The following is a 22,734-nucleotide window of genomic DNA, read 5'->3' as shown; positions in this document are numbered from 1 at the left end:
CGTGACGGTAAGCTGAGACAAATCTGACCTAAGGGGTATGATCATGACCGAAATGTCAAGGAACTCGGCTCATGAGGGCGGTCAACCTGGACGGATCGGTATCGGCCTTGATCTCGACGCGACGCACCTGAAGATCCTCGAGGTACTGCGGGACAACGGCAGGATCTCGGTGGCCGCCCTCGCCGAGCGCGTCGGCATCTCCAGGGCGAACGCCTACACCCGCTTCGAGGCGCTGCGCGCCGACGGCGCGATCAAGCGTTTCACCGCCGAGGTCGACCACGTCCGCGTGGGTCTCGGCATCACCGCGCTGATCTTCGTCACCGTACGGCAGCAGATGTGGCGCCAGTTCCGCGCCCAGCTCGCCCAGATGCCCGAGGTGGAGTACTGCGCGATCACCACGGGCCAGCACGACGCGATGATCCAGGTCCGCATGAGCGACGTGGCCGCCGTGCACACGATGGTGACCGAACGGCTGGCCAACATCCCCGCGGTCAAGGCCACCGAGACCGTCTTCATCCTCGACGAGGTCATCAGGCGTCCCTACGTCCTGCCGAGCGACCGGGGCCCGGCCTGGACCGTCCGCCGCCCGGCCCCCGATCCGGCGGGCGGCGAGGTGCCCCTGGGCAAGATGCGCTTCGTGGGTGCGGCCGAGGGGCGCGCCCAGCTCCAGCGGGACATCTGACCGCCCACCTGGGGTGCCGGGTGGTCCCGGCGTCGTCCCGGGGTCAGGCGACCTCGGCGCACACGCTCACGTGCACCTTGTCGTCCCCGGCGAACTGGAACTCCTCGACCAGGCGCAGCCGCCCGTCGGGAAGGGGCTCGATGCGGCTGCCACTCTGCCCGCCCACGCGCTCCCCGTTCTTGAGCAGGTGCACGTAGGTCAGCTCGATCCGGTCGCCGTCCCGGGTACCGACGAAGCGTCCGTGGACCACCGTGTCGCCGGTGTAGTCGCCCCAGATGACGCCGCCGGACTCCCGGTAGGCGAATTCGGTTGGTCCGTCCGGGTCCACCGCGCTCGCCGTCGAGCTGACCATGACGAACCTGCGGTCGTTGAGGTTGAGAAGGTCGTTGTCGTTCACCTTCCGCATCGTGCCGATCCGCGGGCCGTACGCAACCGGGGCTGGACGTTTCTGCGGCCGGTGCGGTGGAACGGTGGTGATCCGTCCAGCGGAAGAGCCGCTCGGCGAGATGCGCCGAGATCCGGTGGCCGGGTTCTCGCGGCGGATGTCCGGATGTCCGCGTCGATCCCGAGAGGAGACACGGCGGCTCCGCCGGTGGACGACCGTCCCCTGTCAGGGGTGTTGACGAATCGTAAGGCGGGTGTCAATGTCGGGCGTGAATCCCCCGTGCAGAGGTGGAGCCCCCCATGTCCGTACGTAGAGGCAGACGCATCGTCCTGACCGCCGCCGCGGCGGTGCTGCTGATCCCGCTCGTGCCGCAGGCGGCCCAGGCCTCGGGCTTCTACGGTTGCCCGCCCGGGGCCATCTGCGGCTGGAGCGGCGAGTACTACAGCGGCGCGATGGTCCAGCTGCCGCAGGGGGGCGGGTGCGTCACCCCCGCCTTCCCGATCAGATCGGCGGCCAACACCGTGAAGTCGCCCGGCATTCCCTCGGTCGCGGCGTTCTACGCCTCCGCCGGATGCGCCGGGCAGTACCTCGGCGGAGTCGGCCCGTCGCAGTCGCGGCCGGTCATCTCGCCGCCCGCCCTCGGCGTCGAGCTCGCCTGGTGAGGTCCCGCGTACGGGTCTCCCCGTACGCGAGGCTCCCCCGGGCGCGTCCGGGGGACGGGGCCGCGGCGTTCAGTCGCTGCCGAGGCCGGCTTCCCTGGAGTCGACGCCGACGATGTCGGTCATCTCGCCGAGCGCGGCGGTGAGGTCGGGAATCGACCCCTTGCCCTCCACGACGAGCGTCACCGCGACGGTGCGTTCCGGGCGCCGCGGTTCGAGGTCGCGGCGGTCGCGGCGATCGTCGCGGTCGCGTCCGGGGCCGGTCTCCTCGGGCGTCCCGCGTTCCACTGAGACCTCGGCGACCACGAAGCCCCGCTGGGTGCACTCGACCAGGATCCGGCGCAGCGCGCCGGTGCCGTCCCGGTAGACGACCCGAAGCCGGGCCGGGGTGTGCCGGGACAGCGGCAGTTTGCGGCCGAGGGCGTTGATCCCGTAAACGGTGAGGAAGTGGCAGGCGGTCACGGCCACGGCGAGCACCGGCAGCCCTCCTCCGCAGGCCATCCCGACCGCCGCTGTGACCCACACGACCGCGGCGGTCGTCAGTCCCCGTACGGCGTCGCGGCGCACGAAGATCAGGCCGCCCCCGATGAAGCCGATGCCCGAGACGATCTGCGCGGCCACCCGGGAGGGGTCGAGGGAGACGTGCGTACCGATGACGTCGCTGAAGCCGTACTTGCTCACCAGCATGAACAGCGCCGCCCCCAGGCCCACGAGCGTGTGGGTGCGCAGCCCGGCGCTCTTGTTACGCGCCTCGCGCTCCAGGCCGATGAGGGCCGACAGCACCAGAGCCAGAGCGAGCTCGGCGAGCTGCGGCAGTCCCTGCCCGGGCGACAACGTGATCACCCATGTTGTCTTACCCCTAACTCGGCAGGAAACCGGGCGATCGCCCAACCCTGATGGGGTCGGCGTCGACCGGTGGGAGTTCCGGTCGATCCGGAGGCTTTCCACCAGTCTCCATAACCCCCGTGCGGACAGATCCACCAGAGGGCGCACGTGCTGTACCGCATCGGCCGTGACGCCTGGCGGGGCAGGGCCGCGACGTCCTCGTGACGGCCCGCCGCCCGGGCCCGCGCGATGAGCACCTGAAGGGGCCGTCTCGCCCGCGAGGGCACGGCACTGCTGTGGCGGGGCGACTTCCACAACGCACGTCAGCTCCTGCGGGCGATGAGCCGCCGTATCGGCCGCCGTCCTGGCCCGCCAGGGGAGCCGATCGCCGACGGGTGTCCGCCGCGCTTTTTCCCCGGCCGGGGAGAGGCGGACAAGTCCGCGATCTTCGTTTCAGGCAAAGTCAGCACTTGTTTACCTGGATAGAACCTGTCCGTAAAGTGCCGATGCTTAATAACTGCACCTTACGAGCTCTCTCGCAGTAAATACGCCGTCACTGTGTCGATGGGGGTTGACGGGGCATATGTCGGCTTGTAAAGTCTGCAGGGTTGCCGTGGGTTGGCATCGATTTCAAATGTCATTGGTTTATCTCATTTCGCCGGCAATTGTGTGCCGCTACCATTTTATTGTGTCGGCTCTAGGAAATGATGAATCATGCCTCCCTCTCGCGTTGAATCGATGGACTTTCCCTTTTCCCGTGCCGCGGCAGGTCCGCTGGATCTGCCGGCACAGTACGAGACTCTCCGCGGAACCGGCCCCGTCACCAGGGTTATCACCCCGGCAGGGGACCTCGCGTGGCTGGTGACCAGGCACGACGATATTCGTGCCGCATTTAGTGACCTGCGGTTCAGTTCGGATGTCACCCATTCCGGCTTTCCGCGCTTCTATCTGCCCGGTGAACGCCAGCCGGGCGCGTTCGTGGCGATGGACCCGCCCGAGCACACCCGTTATCGGCGTACCGTTGCGGGCTGGTTCACCAGCCGTGCCGCGGAGAGATTACGCCCGCGTATTCAGGAGATGGTTGACAAACTCGTCGACGACCTGCTTACAGGGCCGCGGCCGGTTGACCTCGTCGCGAATTTCTCGTCATTGCTTCCCGCCGCGGTCATCTGCGACTTCCTCGGCGTTCCCTTTCCCGACCGTGACCGGTTCGGCGGGTGGATTCTCACGCTGACCCAGCACGACGCCACCGCCGAACAGCAGGCGGGAGCGTTCGGCAACCTCTTCGAATACATGGACGCCCTGGTCGCCGCCAAGGAGGCCGAGCCGACCGACGACCTGCTCGGGCAACTGGCCGACGTGCAGATCCGGCAGGGGGAGCTGACCCGGCAGGAGGTCGTCGTCATCGGCCTGCTGCTGCTGTCGGCGGGATTCGACACGACGGCGAGCTCCATCGCCCTGGGGGTGGTGTCCCTGCTGGACAACCCGTCCCAGCTCGACCGCCTGAGGCGCGACCCCTCCCTCGTCCAGCCGGCGGTGGAGGAGCTCTTCCGCCACCAGAACACGCTGCAGTTCGGCGTCGGGCGAGTCGCCGTCGAGGACGTGGAACTCGGCGGCCGGCTCATCCGCGCCGGAGAGGGCGTCATCCTGCTCACCCCCTCCGGCGGACGGGACGAGAAGGCCTACCCGCGGCCCGACGAGCTGGACGTCGGCCGTCAGGGACCCGATCCGATGACGTTCGGGCACGGCATCCACAACTGCGTCGGCAAGTTCCTGGCGCGTGTCGAGCTGCAGGTGGCCATCGGCACGCTGGTGCGGCGCATCCCCGGCCTGCGCCTGGCCGTGCCCGCCGCCGAGCTGTCCTACCGCGACAACTCGCTGGTCTACAGCCCACGCGAACTGCCGGTCACGTGGTGAGCGCGCAGGCGGTGCCGATCGCGGTCATCGGCCTGTCCTGCCGGCTGCCGGGAGCGGCCACCCCGGAGGAGTTCTGGCGGCTGCTCGCCGAGGGACGCGGCGCGGTCGGCGACATCCCGGCCGAGCGCCTCGAGGCACGCTTTCGCACCAGTACGGCCGAGGTGCCCGCCGGGGCGCGGCGCGGCGGCTTCCTCGACGACGTGACCGGCTTCGACGCGGGCTTCTTCGGCGTCGCACCGAGGGCCGCCGCCGCCATGGACCCCCAGCAGCGCCTGGCGCTGGAGCTGGCCTGGGAGGCACTGGAGGACGCGCGGGTGCTGCCCGCGACGCTGCGCGGCCGCCGTGCCGCGGTGTTCATCGGCGCCATCGCCGACGACTACGCGACGCTGCTCGCCACGCGCGGCTCCGCCTCGGTCACCAGCCACTCCATGGCCGGCGTGCAGCGCGGCATGATCGCCAACCGCGTCTCCTACGCGCTCGGCCTGCGCGGACCGAGCCTGACCGTCGACTCCGGACAGTCCTCGTCCCTGGTGGCGGTGCACATGGCGTGTGAGAGCCTGCGCACCGGCGAGTCCGAGCTGGCGCTGGTCGGCGGCGTGCACCTGAACCTCGCCGTGGACGTGGCGGCGCGGGCCCAGGCGTTCGGCGGCCTGTCCCCGGACGGGCGGTGCTTCACCTTCGACGCCCGGGCCAACGGGTTCGTGCGCGGCGAGGGCGGCGGGATCGTCGTGCTCAAACCGCTGGCGCGGGCGCTCGCCGACAACGACCCGGTCCGCGCGGTGATCCTCGGCACCGCCGTCAACAACGACGGCGGCGGCGAGCACCTCACCGCGCCCGACCCCGTGGCACAGCAGGAGGTCCTGCGGTCGGCCTGGCGGTCGGCCGGTGTCGGCGCCGACGATCTCGGCTACGTCGAGCTGCACGGCACCGGCACCGCGGTGGGCGACCCGGTCGAAGCCGCGGCCCTCGGCGCCGCCAGGAGCGGTGCCACCACCACGGTGCCGGTGGGCTCGGTCAAGACCAACATCGGTCACCTCGAAGGCGCTGCCGGGATCGCCGGCCTGATCAAGACGGTGCTGAGCGTCGGCCACGGCCTGCTGCCCAAAAGCCGCAACTTCCGCTCGCCGAACCCGGCGATCCCGCTCGAGGAGCTGAACCTGCGTGTGCTGCGCGCCGCCGAGCCCTGGCCCGGCGGCAGGCCCCGGGTGGCCGGCGTCAGCGCGTTCGGCATGGGCGGCACCAACTGCCACGTCGTGGTCTGCGACCACCGGCGGCCCACGGCGCCCGACACCGCCGACGTGCCCGGCCCGTGGGTCCTGTCCGGGCGGGACGGCAAGGCGCTCGCCGCGCAGGCGTCACGGCTCGCCGGGCACGTCCGCGACACCGGCGGGCTCAGGCCGGGCGACGTCGGACTCTCCCTGGCCACGACCAGGACCGCCTTCGACCACCGCGCCGTCGTCACCGCCGACGACGTCGACGGCATGCTCGCCGGGCTCGACGCGCTGGCCTGCGGGGAGCAGTCGGCCCTGGTACGCACCGGCATCGCCGCAGCGCCGCGGCGGGTCGCGTTCGTCTTCTCCGGGCAGGGCGGCCAGTGGCCGGGCATGGCCGTCGACCTGATCGACTCCGACGAGACCTTCCGCGCCGCCATGCGCCGCTGCGCCGACGCGCTGGCCGTTCACACGGGCTGGGACGTCATCTCGGTACTGCGCGGCGCACCCGGCGCACCCGGCATCGAATCCGTCGACGTCGTACAGCCCGTGCTGTTCGCGGTGGCCGTGTCGCTGGCCGAGCTGTGGCAGGCCCACGGCGTCCGGCCCGCCGCGGTGATCGGCCACTCCCAAGGCGAGATCGCCGCCGCCCATGTCGCGGGCGCGCTGTCGCTGGAGGAGGCGGCACGCGTGGTGTCCGTGCGCAGCCGCCTGGCCGCCGAACTGCTGGCCGGTCAGGGCGCACTGGCATCGGTCGTGATGGCGGCCGACGAGCTGCGGCCCCGCCTGGAACGCCGGCCGGGCCGCCTGTGGCTGTCAGTGATCAACGGGCCGGGGTCGGTCGTCGTGTCCGGGCAGGCGGCGGCCATCGACGAACTGGTCGAGGAGCTGACGGCCCAGGACGTGCGGGCCCAGCGCATCCCGGCGGCCTTCGCCTCCCACTCTCCGATGGTGGAACCGCTCCGTGAACCACTGCTGGCCGAACTCGGGACGCTCACTCCCGTTTCGGGACAGGTGCCGTTCTACGCGGGAGTGACCGGCGGCCGCTTCGACACCGACGCGCTGGACGGCGCCTACTGGTACCGCAACCTGCGTGAGCCCGTGCGGTTCCAGCAGGCGACGCAGGCGGCGCTGGCCGACGGGATCGACACCTTCATCGAGGTCAGCCCGCACCCGGTGATGGCCGTCCCGATGCAGCAGACCGCGCAGGCCGCCGGCCACGACGCCACGGTGCTGGCGACCCTGCGCCGCGACGAGGGCGGCCCGGCCCGGTGGCACGCCGCGCTCGGCGCGGCCCACGTGCACGGCGTCGAGATCGACTGGCGGGCACTCTGGGCGGGCGGCGCCACCACGGTCGCACTGCCGGGGTACGCCTTCCAGCGCCGGCCCCACTGGCTCCACGGTGACCCCACCGCGCCCGTCGAGTCCCCGGCCACCGGCACCGGGCCCCAGGCGGCCCCGGCGGCCCCGGACGCGGGCGTCACCGGCGGGGGACGCCGGCGGATCACCGAACGCCTGGTCGCCTCGACCGTCGCCGCCGCGCTGGGCCATGACGGGCCCGACGCCGTGCCCGCGCATCGCACCTTCCGCGAGCTTGGCGTGGACTCGGCCATCGCCACGGAGATCGGCGCCCGTCTCACCGCCGCCACCGGCCTTCCCGTGCCCGCCACGCTGCTCTACGACCACCCCACCAGCCAACGGCTGGCCGACCACCTGGCGGGCACCCCGGACGCACACCCCGGCCCGGCCGGGCAGGCGCGCGGTACGACCTCCCAGGACGACCCGATCGCCATCGTCGCGATGAGCTGCCGCCTGCCCGGCGACGTCCGCTCGCCCGAGGACCTCTGGCGGCTGCTCGCCGACAGCCGTGACGCCATCGGCGGCTTCCCCGACGACCGCGGCTGGAACATCGCGGAACTGTACGACCCCGACCCCGAACGCAGCGGCCGCTCCAGCACGGACAGAGGCGGCTTCCTCTACGACGCGGGCGAGTTCGACGCGGCGCTGTTCGGCATCTCGCCGCGTGAGGCACTGGCCATGGACCCGCAGCAGCGGCTGCTGCTGGAGACCTCGTGGGAGGCGTTCGAGCGTGCCGGAATCGCCGCCGGTTCGCTGCGCGGCACCAAGACGGGCGTGTTCGTCGGCGTCATGGACCAGCGCTACGGCCCCCGCTGGAACGAGGAGGCCGACGGCCTCGAGGGCTTCCTGCTCACCGGTAACGCCGCGAGCGTCAACGCCGGCCGGATCGCCTACGCCTTCGGCCTGGAGGGGCCGACGATCGCGATGGACACCGCGTGTTCGTCCTCGCTGGTGGCCCTGCACCTCGCGGTCCGCGCGCTGCGATCGGGCGAGTGCTCGATGGCCCTGGCCGGCGGGGTGACGGTGATGTCGACGCCCGAGATCTTCATCGAGTTCTCCCGGCAGCGCGGCCTGGCCGCCGACGGCCGCTGCAAGGCGTTCTCCGCCGACGCCGACGGCACCGGCTGGTCCGAGGGCGTGGCCATGCTGCTGGTGGAGCGGCTGTCGGACGCACGCCGGCTCGGGCACCCGGTACTGGCCCTCGTCCGCGGCTCGGCGATCAACTCCGACGGCGCCTCCAACGGCCTGACCGCGCCCAGCGGCACCGCCCAGCGCGCCCTCGTCCGCCAGGCGCTGGCCGACGCCGGACTCCTGCCGTCGGAGGTGGACGCCGTCGAGGCGCACGGCACCGGCACCGCGCTCGGCGACCCGATCGAGGCGTCGGCACTGCTGGACGCCTACGGCGGCGACCGGGAACGTCCGCTGCTGATCGGGTCGCTGAAGTCCAACATCGGGCACACCCAGGCGGCGGCCGGTGCCGCCGGTGTGATCAAGATGGTGTGCGCCCTGCAAGCCGGGCGGCTGCCGCGCACCCTGCACATCGAGGCACCCACCCCCGCGGTGGACTGGACCCGGGGCTCGGCCCGGCTGCTCACCGAGACCACCGAGTGGCCGGCGGGCCCGCGCCCCCGCCGGGCGGGCGTCTCCTCATTCGGCATCAGCGGCACCAACGCCCATGTGATCATCGAGGAGGCGCCGCCCGCTCCGGAGGCGGTGCCCGCAGCCGCCGAGGAACCTGCACCGCGTCCCTTCCTGCTGTCGGGTCACACGCCCGCCGCACTGCGAGCCCAGGCCGCGCGGCTGCGCGACCACCTCGGCGCCGACGACACGATCCCGCTGCCCGACCTCGCCCGATCGCTGGCGACCACGCGCGCCCACCTGGACCAGCGCGCCGCGGTCATCGCCGCCGACCGGGACGAGCTGCTCGACGGGCTGGACGGCCTCGCGCGAGGCCGTACTCCGCACAACGCGGTGACCGGACTGGCCCGGCCCCGCTCCGGCGTGGTGTTCGTCTTCTCCGGGCAGGGCGGCCAGTGGCAGGGCATGGCCGTCGACCTGCTCGACACGGCCCCGGTGTTCCGCGCCCGGATGACCGAGTGCGCCCAGGCGCTGCGGCCCCTCGTCGGCTGGGACCTGTTCTCCGTGGTGCGCGCCGAGCCCGGCGCGCCGTCCATCGCCGACACCGAGGTCCTGCAGCCGGTGCTGTTCTCCATCGTGGTGTCGCTGGCCGAGCTGTGGCGCTCCTACGGCGTCGAGCCCGAGGCCGTCGTCGGCCACTCCCAGGGGGAGGTCGCCGCAGCCTGCGTGGCCGGTGCGCTCTCCCTCGAGGACGCGGCGCGGGTGATCGTCGTACGCAGCAGGCTCGCCGCCGAAGGCCTGGACGACACCGGCATCGTGTCCGTCGCGATGTCCGCCGACGACCTGAGTCCCCGGCTGGCCCGCTGGGAGGGCCGGATATGGCTGTCGGTGATCAACGGCCCCGCCTCGGTCGCGGTCTCCGGTGAAGGCCCGGCACTGGAGGAGCTGATCGCGGAGCTGTCGGCCGAGGGCGTGAAGGCACGCCGGATCCCCGCGGCGTTCGCCTCGCACTCACCCGCCGTCGAGGTGCTGCGGGAACCGCTGCTGACGCGACTGGAGGGCCTGCGCCCCCGTTCGTGCGGCCTGCCGTTCTACTCCAGCGTCGCCGTCGAGGCCGTCGACACGGCGGGACTGGACCCGGAGTACTGGTACGGCAACCTGCGCCACCTCGTGCGCTTCGCCGACGTGACCGAGCTGCTGATCAGCGAGGGCTACCGGGTGTTCGTCGAGATCTCGCCACATCCGGTGCTCACACCGGCGATCGAGGCCATCGCCGAGAAAGCCGGCGTGGACGTGCTCGCCAACGGAACGCTCCGCCGCGACGAGGGCGACCTGCGTAAATTCCTCGCCGCCCTGTCGCGGCTGCACACCAACGGCTTCGCGCTGGACATCACCGCCGTGCTCGGTTCCGGCGGGGTGCGCGTCGCCCTGCCCACCTACGAGTTCCAGCGTTCGCACTACTGGCTGACCGGCGGCGACTCCCGCGCCCGGCGCGGCGTGGCCATCCCGCAGCGGCCGCATGCCGGACGACCGGCCGCCCCGCAGGACCTCGTGGAGGTCGTCCGCGCCCAGGTCGCCGATGTGCTCCGGATGGCGGATGTCGACGACGTGGACCCGGGCAAGGCGTTCAAGGAACTCGGTCTGGACTCCCTGACCGCGCTGGAGCTGCGCAACCGGCTCACCGCGGCAACCGGGGTCACCGTGCCGGTCACGGCGATCTTCAGTCACCCGACGGTGCACGACCTCGCCCGTCACCTCGGCGGAGCCGAGCCGGACGCCGTCAGCGCGCCACCGGCGGCCGTGTCCGGTGAGCCGATCGCCATCGTCGGCATGGCCTGCCGGTTCCCCGGCGGAGTCGGCTCGCCGGAACAGCTGTGGGATCTCCTCCAGCGAGGCGCGGACGCGATCACGGGCCTGCCCACCGACCGCGGCTGGGACCTCGACCGGCTCCCGGAGTCGGTGCGCCACGGCGGTTTCATCCACGACGCCGCCGAGTTCGACGCGGGTTTCTTCGGGATATCACCGCGTGAGGCGCTGGCGATGGACCCGCAGCAGCGGCTGCTGCTGGAGACCTCGTGGGAGGCACTGGAACGGGCCGGGATCGACGCCACCACGCTGCGCGGCGACAGGGTCGGCGTCTTCGTCGGCGCCGTGGCCCAGGACTACGGCCCGCGGCTGCACGAATCCTCACCCGACCAGGAAGGGCACCTGCTCACCGGCACCATCAGCGCGGTGGCGTCCGGCCGCATCGCCTACGTGCTGGGCCTGGAGGGCCCGGCGATCACCGTGGACACGGCGTGCTCGTCGTCACTGGTGGCGCTGCACCTGGCGGCGCAGTCGCTGTCACTCGGAGAATGCTCGCTCGCACTCGCGGGCGGCGCCACCGTGATGGCCAACCCCGGCGTGTTCGTGGAGTTCGCACGGCAACGGGGGCTCGCGGCGGACGGCCGGTGCAAGGCGTTCTCCGTCGGCGCCGACGGCACCGGCTGGTCCGAGGGGGCGGGCATGCTCGTGCTGGAACGCCTGTCGGACGCGCGGCGGCTGGGGCACCGGGTGCTGGCCGTGGTGCGCGGCTCGGCGGTGAACTCCGACGGCGCGTCCAACGGCCTGACCGCGCCGAACGGCCTGGCCCAGCAGCGGGTGATCCGGGCCGCGCTCGCGAACGCCGGTCTGGCCGCCTCGGACGTCGACCTGGTGGAGGCGCACGGCACGGGAACCGCGCTGGGCGACCCGATCGAGGCGGACGCGCTGCTCGCCACGTACGGCCGGGACCGTGACCGCCCGCTGTGGCTGGGCTCGCTGAAGTCCAACATCGGGCACACCCAGGCGGCGGCCGGGGTCGCCGGTGTGATCAAGTCCGTGATGGCCCTGCGGCACGGCGTGCTGCCTCGCACACTGCACGCGGAGAACCCGTCCCCGCACGTGGACTGGTCGTCGGGGGCGGTCAGCCTGCTGACGTCGCCGGTGGAGTGGCCGGATCCGGGGCGTCCGCGCCGTGCCGGTGTGTCGGCGTTCGGGGTGAGCGGTACGAACGCGCATGTCGTGCTGGAATCGGCCGAGGAGACGGAGGAAGCGCCGGTCGAGCCGACACCGGACTCGAAGCCGGTACCGGTGGTGCTGTCCGGTCGCACACCGCAAGCCCTGGCCGACCAGATCCGAAGGCTCCGGGACTTCGCCGAGTCCGGCGTGAACGTGCGGGACCTCGCCTGGTCGCTGGCGACGGCCCGAACCGCCTTCGAGTACCGAGCCGCCTTCGTGGCCTCGACGCGGCAGGACCTGCTGTCCGGATTGGACAACGCGCACGGTGTCAAGGTCACCGGCGGACGTCTGGCGGTGTTGTTCGCGGGTCAGGGGTCGCAGCGGGCGGGCATGGGGTGTGAGCTGGCCGGGGTGTTCCCGGTGTTCGCGGAGGCGTTCGGCGCGGTCGTGCAGGCGTTCGACGAGGTCACGGGACAGACCTGGGCAGAAGGCGACCTGTCGCGCACGGAGTTCGCCCAACCCGCGCTGTTCGCCTTCGAGGTGGCCCTGTACCGGTTGCTGGAATCCTGGGGTCTGCGGCCGGACGTGGTGATGGGGCATTCGCTGGGTGAGATCACCGCCGCTCACGTCGCGGGGGTGTTCTCTCTGCGGGATGCCTGCCTGGTGGTGGCGGAGCGGGCCCGGCTGATGCAGGCCCTCGAACCCGGCGCCATGGTCGCCCTGCCCGTACCAGAGGATCAGGTAGTGCCGCTGCTGGCGGGCCGGGTGTCCATCGCGGCGGTCAACGGCCCGCAATCAGTGGTCGTCTCCGGCGCCGAAGACGACGTCCTGGCGGTCGCCTCCCGGTTCGAACGGTGGCGCCGCCTCCCGGTCGGACACGCCTTCCACTCACCCCTGACCGAACCGATGCTGGAGGACTTCCACCGGGTGATGGAGCGGGTGGAGTTCCACCCGCCACGACTCACCCTGATCTCCAACGTCACCGGCCAGACCGCCACCCCGGAGCAGGTGTGCACGGCCGGCTACTGGGTGGAACACGTACGGGCCACCGTACGCTTCGCCGACGGCGTCAAAGCATCGAACGCCTCTGTACTGTGCGAGATCGGCCCTGACGGTGTCCTGTCCGGACTGACCGGAGCCATCCCCACGCAGCGGCCCGACCGCCCGCAGGTGGAGTCGTTGCTCGCCGCGGCGGGGGAGTTGTTCGTCCGCGGTGTCCACATCGACTGGCGCCAGATGCTCGGCGAGGGAAACGTCGTCGACCTCCCGACCTACGCCTTCCAACACGAACGCTACTGGCTCGAATCCGGGCACAGGACGACGGAATCCACGGACGATCTGCGTTACCACCCCACCTGGGAGCGGTTGGACGACCAGCCCCCCGCCGAGATCGGCGGACCATGGCTGCTGATCGCGCCGGTCGGATTCGAGCGGCACGACCTGGTCCGTGCCTGCGCGACGCGGTTGGGCTCCGGCACCGTCGAGCTGTTCGTCGGCGCGGACGATGACCGTGCGTCGATCGCGCGGCGTCTCCGGGAGATTCCCGTGCCAGCCGGCGTCTTCTCCCTGCTGGCGCTCGACGCCGCCCTGCACCCGGCCCACCCCGGCTTGGCCGTGGGCGGAGCGCTCACCCACCTGCTCGTCCAGGCGCTCGGCGACGCCGAGGTGGAGGCGCCGCTGTGGTTCGGCACGTGTGGCGCAGTCGCGGTCGGTGACGAACCTCTCGGCGCCGTCGAACAGTGCGGTGTCTGGGCCCTCGGCCGGGTGGTGGCCCTGGAGCACCCGCTCCGCTGGGGTGGCCTGGTCGATCTGCCCGCGACGTTCGACGACCGTACGGCCCGGCGGTTCACCGCCGTGCTCGGCGGCGGCGAGGACCAGGTGGCCATCCGCGCCGACGGCGTGTACGGGCGGCGGATCGTCCGTACCGTCAAAAGCGGTGCCGGCAAGAACGGCGCCGCCCGGGGAGCCTGGCGCCCGCGTGGCACCGCGCTGATCACCGGTGGTACCGGGGGACTGGGCGCGCAGGTCGCACGCTGGCTCGCCCGCAACGGCACCGAACGACTGCTGCTGGTCAGCCGCTCCGGACCGGAGGCTCCCGGTGCCGGTGAACTCCTGGCCGAGCTGGCGGAACTGGGCGCCGCAGCCGAGGCCGTCGCCTGCGACGTGACCGATTACGCCGCGCTGGAGACGGTCGTCCGTCAAGCGCGTGAACAGGGCGCGGAGTTCCGTACCGTCGTGCACGCCGCCGGTCTCGCGCAGCAGACGCCGATCGCCGACCTCGACCTGCTCGAGTTCGCCCGGATCACCGCGGCCAAGGTGATCGGCGCGGTGGTCTTGGACCAGCTGTTCGACGACGACTCACTCGACGCGTTCGTGCTGTTCTCCTCCATCGCGGGGGTGTGGGGCAGCGGCGGTCAGTCGGCTTACGCGGCCGCGAACGCCTTCCTCGACGGCCTTGCCACGCTGCGCCGCGCGGCGGGTGTGCACGCGGTGTCCATCGCGTGGGGACCCTGGGCGGGCCGAGGCATGGGCGAGGACAACGACCTGGCCGACTACCTGCGCCGTCGCGGACTGCGCGGACTGCGGCCGGACGTCGCGCTGCGGGCGATGCGCGAGGCCGTCGAAGGGGGCGGCTCGGAGGTGACCGTCGCCGACGTGGACTGGGATCGCTTCCTGCAGGCGTTCACGTCCGCCCGGCCCTCACCGCTGCTCGCCGCGTTCGCGCCCGTACCCGCGCGGGCCGGCGAGGACGACGTGCGCGGTGAGCTAGGTGAGCTGCGTGCGCTCAGCGGGGCCGACCGGACGGCACGGCTGCGCTCACTGGTGCGCGGCCAGGTCGCGGCCGCGCTCGGGCACGGCAGTGAGCAGGCGATCGACGTGGAGACGCCGTTCTCCGAGCTGGGCATGGACTCGCTGGCCGCGGTCGACCTGCGCAACGCGCTCAGCTCGCGCACAGGGGTGCCGCTGCCGGTGACCGTGGTGTTCGAACGGCCGTCGGTGCTCACGCTGGCCGACCACCTGTCGGAACTGCTTGGTGGGGACGACGCGCGGACCGCGCGGGAGACGGCCGAAGACGCCGAGATCCGCGCGCTGCTGGCCGGCCTGCCGATCTCCCGGCTACGGGAGGCGGGACTGCTCGACCGGCTGCTCGGCCTCGCGGCCGGGGACGCCCTGGGCGCCGCGCCGCAGGACGACGACATCGACACGATGGACCTCGAGGATCTGGTGCGGGCCGCGCTCGACGGCAAGCCCCTGTGAGTGAACCCCCGCGAGCAAGCCCCCCGATTCCCCTGTGATGGAGCAGATGACCATGGCTGAGGACCGAGTCGCTGCGGCCCTGCGCGCCGCCATGAAGGAGACCGAGCGGCTGCGCCGGGAGATCGCCGAGATCGCCGCCGCCCAGACAGAACCACTCGCCGTCATCGGCATGAGCTGCCGCTACCCGGGCGGTGTGGCATCGCCCGAGCAGTTGTGGGAGCTGGTCGAGCAGGGCCGGGACGCGATCTCCCCGTTCCCGGCCGACCGGGGGTGGGCGACCGAGCGGATCTACGATCCGAACGGCGGCCCCGGCACGACCTACGTCCGGGAGGGCGGTTTCCTGCACGACGCCGCCGAGTTCGACGCGGCCTTTTTCGGGATCTCGCCGCGTGAGGCGCTGGCGATGGACCCGCAGCAGCGGCTGCTGCTGGAGACCTCGTGGGAGGTGTTCGAACGCGCCGGGATCGACCCGAGGTCGGTGCGCGGCAGCCGGGTCGGCGTGTTCGTGGGCGCCGCGCACCAGGAGTACGGCGGCGATCCGGGGCAGGCCCCGGAGGAGGTCGACGGCTACGTGCTGACCGGCATCGGCGGCAGCGTGGCGTCCGGGCGGCTGGCGTACGTCCTCGGCCTGGAGGGCCCGGCGCTCACCGTGGACACGGCGTGCTCGTCGTCGCTGGTCGCACTGCACATGGCCGGACGGTCACTGCGGTCGGGGGAGTGCACCGCGGCATTGGTAGCGGGGGTGTCGGTGATGTCCTCGCCGCTGCCGTTCGTGGAGTTCTCCCGGCAGCGCGGGCTGGCGGAGGACGCCCGGTGCAAGCCGTTCTCCGCCGACGCCGACGGCACGATCTGGGCCGAGGGGGTCGGCGTCCTGCTCGTCGAGCCGCTGTTGGAGGCGCGGCGGCTGGGGCACCGGGTGCTGGCCGTGGTGCGCGGATCGGCGGTGAACTCCGACGGCCGGTCCAACGGCCTGACCGCGCCGAACGGCCTGGCCCAGCAGCGGGTGATCCGGGCGGCGCTGGACTCGGCCGGGCTGTCCACTTCCGACGTCGACGTCGTGGAGGCGCACGGCACCGGTACGCGGCTGGGCGACCCGATCGAGGCGGAGGCGTTGCTGGCGACCTACGGCCGGGATCGTGATCGTCCGCTGTGGCTGGGCTCGCTGAAGTCGAACATCGGCCACTCGCAGGCCGCCGCGGGTGTCGGCGGCGTCATCAAGATGGTGATGGCGATGCGGCACGGCGTGCTGCCGCGCACTCTGTACGCCGATCAACCGACGCCGTATGTGGACTGGTCGTCGGGAAAGGTCAGTCTGCTGACGTCGCCGGTGGAGTGGCCGGATCTGGAACGTCCGCGCCGTGCCGGTGTGTCGGCGTTCGGGGTGAGCGGTACGAACGCGCATGTCGTGCTGGAGTCGGCCGAGGAGACGGAGGAGGCGCCCGTCGAGCCGACGCCGGACTCGGGTCCGGTGCCGGTGATGCTGTCGGGGCGTACGCCGGAGGCGTTGCGGGCGCAGGCCGAGAGGCTGCGGGACTTCACCACCGGCGAGGTCGGCCTGCGGGACGTGGCGTGGTCGCTGGCGACCGCCCGCGCCGCGCTGGAACACCGCGCGGTGATCGTCGCTGCGGACCGTGGCGAACTGCTCGCCGGACTTGACGCCGTGCTCGGCGGGCGCGCGGCGGCCGGTGTGGTGACGGGTAAGGCCGATGAGGGCCGGTTGGCGGTGTTGTTCGCGGGTCAGGGTTCGCAGCGGGCGGGCATGGGGTGTGAGCTGGCCGGGGTGTTCCCGGTGTTCGCGGAGGCGTTCGACGCGGTCGTGCAGGCGTTCGGAGAGGTCACGGGACAGACCTGGGCAGAAGGCGACCTGTCGCGCACGGAGTTCGCCCAACCCGCGCTGTTCGCCTTCGAGGTGGCCCTGTACCGGTTGCTCGAGTCCTGGGGTCTGCGGCCGGACGTGGTGATGGGGCATTCGCTGGGTGAGATCACCGCCGCCCACATCGCCGGGATGTTCTCCCTGAAGGACGCCTGCCTGATCGTGACGGAACGGGCCCGGCTGATGCAGGCCCTCGAACCTGGCGCGATGGTGGCCCTGCCGGTGTCCGAGGACGACGTACTGCCGGTGCTGGCGGGCAGGGTGTCCATCGCTGCGGTCAACGGCCCGGGATCGGTGGTCGTCTCCGGCGCGGAAGAGGACGTCCTGGCGGTCGCGGGCCGGTTCGAGCGGTGGCGCCGCCTGGCGGTGGGTCACGCCTTCCACTCACCCTTGACCGAACCGATGCTGGAGGACTTCCGCCGGGTGATGGAGCGGGTGGAGTTCCACCCGCCACGACTCACCCTGATCTCCAACGTCACCGGCCAGACCGCCACCCCGGAGCAGGTGTGCACGGCCGGCTACTGGGTGGAACACGTACGGGCCACCGTACGCTTCGCCGACGGCGTCAAAGCGTCAAACGCCTCTGTACTGTGCGAGATCGGCCCTGACGGTGTCCTGTCCGGGCTGACCGGAGCCATCCCCACGCAGCGGCCCGACCGCCCGCAGGTGGAGTCGTTGCTCGCCGCGGCGGGGGAGTTGTTCGTCCGCGGCGTCCACATCGACTGGCGCCAGATGCTGGGCGAGGGAAACGTCGTCGACCTCCCGACCTACGCCTTCCAACACGAACGCTACTGGCTGACCCCTTCCCGCCAGCGGGACCGCGACGGTCACCCGCTGCTGCCCGAGGTGTCCGACCTGCCCGGTGCCGGCGGCACCCTGTTGCGTGGCACGCTGTCCGATACGGCGCCGGGATGGCTGGCCGATCACGTTGTGGCCGGTGAGATCCTCGTTCCCGCCACCGCCTTCCTCGACGCGGCCCTGTACGCGGGCGCCCGCACCGGCTGTCCCCGTGTCGCGGAGCTGATCATCGAGGCGCGCCTCGCGCTCTCGGCCGACGGCCCGGTGCAGTGGCAGTTCTGGGTCGAACAACCCGACGAGTCGGGCCACCGCGCCTTCACCGTCCACGCGCGCCGCGGCGACGAACCCTGGACCCGCCACGCCAGCGGTACTCTCGCCCCGGCCGCTGAGCACCGTGCCGCCGCCGACCTCACGGAGTGGCCGCCCCCCGGCGCCGAAGCCGTCGATGTGGCCGATCTCTACCCGACGCTGGCCGCCGCCGACTTCGCCTACGGGCCCGCCTTCCAGGGGCTGCGACGCGCCTGGCGGCGCGATGGCGAGGTGTCCGAGGTGTTCGCGGAGGTGAGCCTCGACAGCGGCGTCCCGGCCGCCCGGTACGGCCTGCACCCGGCGCTGCTCGACTCCGCGCTGCACGCGGCCGGGTTGCTCGGCGGTACCGTCGCCGGACGGCTGCCCTTCTCCTGGACCGACGTCACCGTGCACGCCCCGGGCACCGACACACTTCGCGTGCGCCTGTCAGCGACGGCCGACCAGACCGTGGCGGTCGAGCTCGCGGACCGGATCGGCGTTCCGGTCGCCTCGGTGTCCGCGCTGGCGCTGCGGGCCGTCCGGCGAGACGACCAGCGGTTGTACCGCGTCGAGTGGACCGCCGCCCCGGCCGTGGAGTCCGAGCAGGCCGAGGCCGAACCCGCCGTCGTGGCACCCCGATCCGTGGACGAGGCGCTGGAACTCGTGCAGGACTGGCTGAAGCAGCCGGGCGGTACCCTCGTCGTCACCACCCGCAACGCCGTTTCGACCGGGGACGCCGGGGACGCGGGCCTGGCCGTCGACGTCGCCGCGGCTCCGATCTGGGGACTGCTGCGGACGGCGCAGGCCGAGCAACCCGGGCGCTTCGTCCTGCTCGACCACGACGGACACCCCGACTCCACCGCCGCGATCGCCCGTGCGGTGACCCTCGGCGAACCGCAGATCGCGCTCCGCCGGGGCGACGTCCTCGTGCCCCGGCTGGTACCCGTGACGGACGACGACGTGCTGCGGCCACCCGCCGGCCACGAGTGCTGGCGTCTGGACGTGGCTCCGAAGGGGACGCTGGACGGCCTGACCTTCACACCGGTCGGCCGCGAGCCCCTCGGGCCCGGCCAGGTGCGGATCGCGGTCCGCGCGGCCGGGCTGAACTTCCGTGACGTGCTGATCGCGCTGGACGTCTACCCCGGCGCCGCCGAGATGGGCAACGAAGCGGCCGGCGTGGTCACCGAGGTCGGCCCGGGGGTGCCGGACCTGGCCGTCGGCGACCGGGTGTTCGGCATCGTGCCCGGCGCGTTCGGTCCCGGAGCGGTGGCGGATCGGCGGATGCTGGCCCGCATCCCGTGCGGCTGGTCGTTCGCGACGGCCGCGTCCGTGCCGATCGCCTTTCTGACCGCCCACCACGCGCTGCTCGGGCTGGCCGGCCTCCGCCGCGGGGAGTCCGTACTGATCCACGCCGCGGCCGGTGGGGTCGGCATGGCCGCGGTGCAGCTGGCCAACCACAGCGGCGCCCAGGTGTACGCCACCGCCAGTCCGGCCAAGTGGGAGGCGGTGCGCGCGCTGGGCGTGCCCGCCGAGCGGATCGCCTCATCGCGCACCCTGGAGTTCGAGCAGCGTTTCGGCCACGGTGTCGACGTCGTGCTGGACGCGCTGGCCGGGGAGTTCGTCGACGCCTCGCTGCGTCTGCTGCCACGTGGCGGCCGGTTCGTCGAGATGGGCAAGACCGACCTGCGCGACCCGCGGGAGGTCGCCCGCGCCCATCCCGGTGTCCGCTACCAGTCGTTCGACCTCACCGACACCGGGCCCGACCGCGTGGCCGCGATGCTCGCCGAACTCGTCGGCCTGTTCGAGGCCGGAGCGCTCACGCCGCTTCCGGTCACCACCTGGGACATCCGGCGCGCTCCCGCCGCGTTCCGCCACATCAGCCAGGCCAAGCACATCGGCAAGGTCGTGCTGACCGTGCCCGCCCCGCTCGACCCGGACGGCACCGTGCTCATCACCGGCGGTACCGGCGCGCTCGGCGGTCTGCTGGCCCGGCACCTGGTCGCCGAGCACGGGGTGCGCAGGCTGCTGCTGCTCAGCCGGGGCGGACGCCCGCTGGAGCTGTCCGGGGCCGAGGTCGACGTCGTCGCGTGTGACGTCACCGACCGCGAGGCGCTCAAGGCCGCGCTCGCGCGTGTCCCGGCCGCGCACCCGCTCACCGCCGTGGTGCACGCCGCCGGCGTCATCGACGACGGACTGGTCGAATCGCTGACCCCGCGGCGTCTGCGCGACGTGCTCGCGCCGAAGGCGACCGCCGCCCAGCACCTGCACGACCTCACCGCGGACATGGACCTGGCCCAGTTCGTGCTGTTCTCGTCTGGATCCGGCATCCTCGGCAACCCGGGCCAGGCCAACTACGCCGCGGCCAACACGGCCCTGGACGCCCTCGCCCAGCGGCGGAGGGCCGAAGGGCTGCCGGCACGCTCTCTCGCGTGGGGGCCGTGGGACGTCGAGGGCTCGATGACGGGCTCGCTGTCGGACGCCGACCACGCGCGGCTGGCCCGCGCCGGCATCGTCCCGCTGTCGGCCACGGACGGACTCGGGCTGTTCGACGCGGCGCTCGGCCGCGACGAGGCCGTACTGGTGCCCATCGCCCTCGACAGGTCCACCGTGGACTCGCCGCTGCTGCGCACCGCCCGCCGGCGCGCCAGGCGCGCCACCGCGACGTCCCTGGCGGGCAGGCTTCCGGCCATGTCGCGGGCCGAGCGGGACAGGGTTCTGCTCGACCTGATCGTGGAGATCACCGCGGCGGTGCTCGGGCACCGGGACGCGAGCGGCGTCGACCCGGCACAGGAGTTCCGCTCACTGGGCTTCGACTCGCTGACCGCGGTGGAACTGCGCAACCGTCTCGACGCCGCCACCGGCCTGCGGCTGCCCGCGACGACCGTCTTCGACCACCCGACGCCTCGCGCCGTCGCCGACCACGTGGGTTCGCTGCTGGGTGCTCCCGCCCCGGCCGCGCCGCCGGTGGTCGTGTCGCCGGTGGTGCCGGTGGACGAGCCGGTCGCGATCGTGGCGATGGGGTGCCGGTTTCCCGGGGGCGTGGGGTCGCCGGAGGAGTTGTGGGCGCTGGTGCGCGATGGTGTGGACGCGGTGACGCCGTTCCCGGCCGACCGCGGCTGGGACCTCGCGAGGCTGGCGAACACCGATCCGGACCGCGTCGACACCAGCGCCACCCGGTTCGGCGGCTTCCTGCACAACGCCGCCGACTTCGACCCGGAGTTCTTCGGGATCTCGCCGCGTGAGGCGCTGGCGATGGATCCGCAGCAGCGGCTGCTGCTGGAGGTGTCGTGGGAGGCGCTGGAGCGGGGCGGGATCGATCCGTCGTCGCTGCGGGGCTCGGCGACCGGTGTCTTCGTCGGCGCGTTCGCCCAGGAGTACGGCACGCGGTTCGACACGCCGGCCGAGCTCGCCGGGCATGTGGGGATCGGCCGTGCCTCCAGCGTGCTGTCGGGGCGGATCGCCTACACGTTCGGTCTGGAGGGGCCGTCGCTGACGGTGGACACGGCGTGTTCGTCGTCGCTGGTGGCGATGCACCTGGCGGCGCAGGCGCTGCGGTCGGGGGAGTGCTCGCTCGCACTCGCCGGTGGGGTGACCGTGATGGCCACCCCGGAGATCTTCGTCGAGTTCTCCCGCCAGGGCGGGCTGTCCGTGGACGGCCGGTGCAAGGCGTTCTCCGACGCGGCCGACGGCACCGGCTGGTCCGAGGGCGCGGGTGTGCTCGTGCTGGAGCGGCTTTCCGACGCGCGACGCAACGGTCACCCGGTGCTGGCCGTACTGCGCGGCAGCGCGGTGAACTCCGACGGCGCCTCCAACGGCCTGACCGCGCCGAACGGACCGTCACAGCAGCGCGTCATTCGTGCCGCGTTGGCGAGTGCCGGTCTGTCGGCTTCGGAGGTGGATGTCGTCGAGGCGCACGGTACGGGCACGCGTCTTGGCGATCCGATCGAGGCGCAGGCGCTGCTGGCGACCTATGGCCAGGACCGTGATCGTCCGCTGTGGCTGGGCTCGCTGAAGTCGAACATCGGCCACTCCCAGGCCGCCGCGGGTGTCGGCGGTGTGATCAAGATGGTGATGGCGATGCGGCACGGCGTCGTGCCCCGCACGCTGCACGTCGATGCGCCGACCAGTCAGGTCGACTGGCAGGCGGGACAGGTCGTGCCGGTCGCCGAGCAGGTCCCGTGGCCGACGGCCGGCCGTCCGCGTCGTTCCGCCGTGTCCTCGTTCGGCGTCAGCGGCACCAACGCGCACGTCGTCCTGGAACAGGGGTCCGAGCCCGAACACCCGGAGAGCTCGGACGGGCCGGTGCCGGTGGCCGTTCCGCTGTCCGCACGGACCGACCAGGCGCTGCTGGAACTGACCGGTTCCCTCCTCGCCCATCTGCGTGCGCATCCGGAACAGCCGGTGGCGGACGTGGTCCGGGGGCTGGCCCGGCGCTCGGTCTTCGAGTCGCGCTCCGTCCACCTGGTGGAGGACACCGCTCAGCTGATCGACTCGCTGAGCGCGACGGTCGCCGGCGAACCGGACCCCACGACCGTTCTCGGCACGGCGTCCCGCACTCGTGGCCCGGTTTTCGTGTTTCCTGGTCAGGGGTCGCAGTGGGTGGGCATGGGCCGTGAACTGCTCACCTCCTCACCGGTCTTCGCCGAGCGGATGACCGAGTGCGCCGCCGCGTTGTCGGAGTTCACCGGCTGGTCCCTGCTGGACGCGCTCGACGATGAGACGGCGCTCGCCCGTGTCGACGTGGTGCAGCCGGTGCTGTGGGCGGTGATGGTGTCCCTGGCCGCGCTGTGGCGCTCGGCGGGAGTCGAACCGGTCGCGGTGGTCGGACACTCCCAAGGAGAGATCGCCGCGGCCTGCGTGTGCGGCGCCCTGTCCCTGGCCGACGGCGCCCGCGTGGTCGCACTACGCAGCCGCGCCCTGCG

At 72.5% G+C, this 22,734-nt stretch carries 7 protein-coding genes; 5 read left to right on the top strand and 2 right to left on the bottom strand.

Annotation, left to right across the window (positions count from 1 at the left end):
• Window positions 1-43 precede the first annotated feature (43 nt).
• Entirely contained in the window at window positions 44-682 is a 639-nt protein-coding gene (locus tag AB0N02_RS45625) for an Lrp/AsnC family transcriptional regulator (protein ID WP_363961118.1), read from the top strand.
• Between the two features lie 43 nt (window positions 683-725).
• Here AB0N02_RS45625 and AB0N02_RS45620 read toward each other — a convergent pair whose 3' ends face one another.
• Window positions 726-1,079: a hypothetical protein gene (locus tag AB0N02_RS45620; RefSeq protein WP_363961116.1), complete on the bottom strand. Its 354-nt coding sequence runs from the start codon at window positions 1,077-1,079 to the stop codon at window positions 726-728.
• Window positions 1,080-1,366: 287 nt separating this feature from the next.
• On the opposite strand from AB0N02_RS45620, the gene AB0N02_RS45615 reads away from it, so the two are divergent.
• Entirely contained in the window at window positions 1,367-1,729 is a 363-nt protein-coding gene (locus AB0N02_RS45615) for a hypothetical protein (protein WP_363961114.1), read from the top strand.
• Window positions 1,730-1,798: 69 nt separating this feature from the next.
• Here the strand turns inward: AB0N02_RS45615 and AB0N02_RS45610 are convergent, their stop codons facing one another.
• Window positions 1,799-2,569, bottom strand: coding sequence for an MgtC/SapB family protein (locus AB0N02_RS45610; protein ID WP_363961112.1), 771 nt, complete (start codon window positions 2,567-2,569; stop codon window positions 1,799-1,801).
• Between the two features lie 1,059 nt (window positions 2,570-3,628).
• Between AB0N02_RS45610 and AB0N02_RS45605 the strand changes: the two genes are divergently transcribed.
• The 3 genes from AB0N02_RS45605 to AB0N02_RS45595 form a co-directional block, all read left to right on the top strand.
• Complete coding sequence (locus AB0N02_RS45605) at window positions 3,629-4,468, top strand: cytochrome P450 (protein WP_363961110.1); 840 nt, start codon at window positions 3,629-3,631, stop codon at window positions 4,466-4,468.
• Complete coding sequence (locus AB0N02_RS45600) at window positions 4,465-14,853, top strand: type I polyketide synthase (RefSeq protein WP_363961108.1); 10,389 nt, start codon at window positions 4,465-4,467, stop codon at window positions 14,851-14,853. The genes AB0N02_RS45605 and AB0N02_RS45600 overlap by 4 nt, the downstream gene beginning before the upstream one ends.
• 52 nt (window positions 14,854-14,905) lie before the next feature.
• The coding region (locus AB0N02_RS45595) for an SDR family NAD(P)-dependent oxidoreductase (protein WP_363961106.1) at window positions 14,906-22,734 on the top strand (7,829 nt) is incomplete at its 3' end.

Origin of the sequence: Streptosporangium sp. NPDC051022 (assembly GCF_040683035.1) — a bacterium.
Taxonomy (GTDB): domain Bacteria; phylum Actinomycetota; class Actinomycetes; order Streptosporangiales; family Streptosporangiaceae; genus Streptosporangium.
This window is presented reverse-complemented; position numbering and strand designations above follow the sequence as displayed.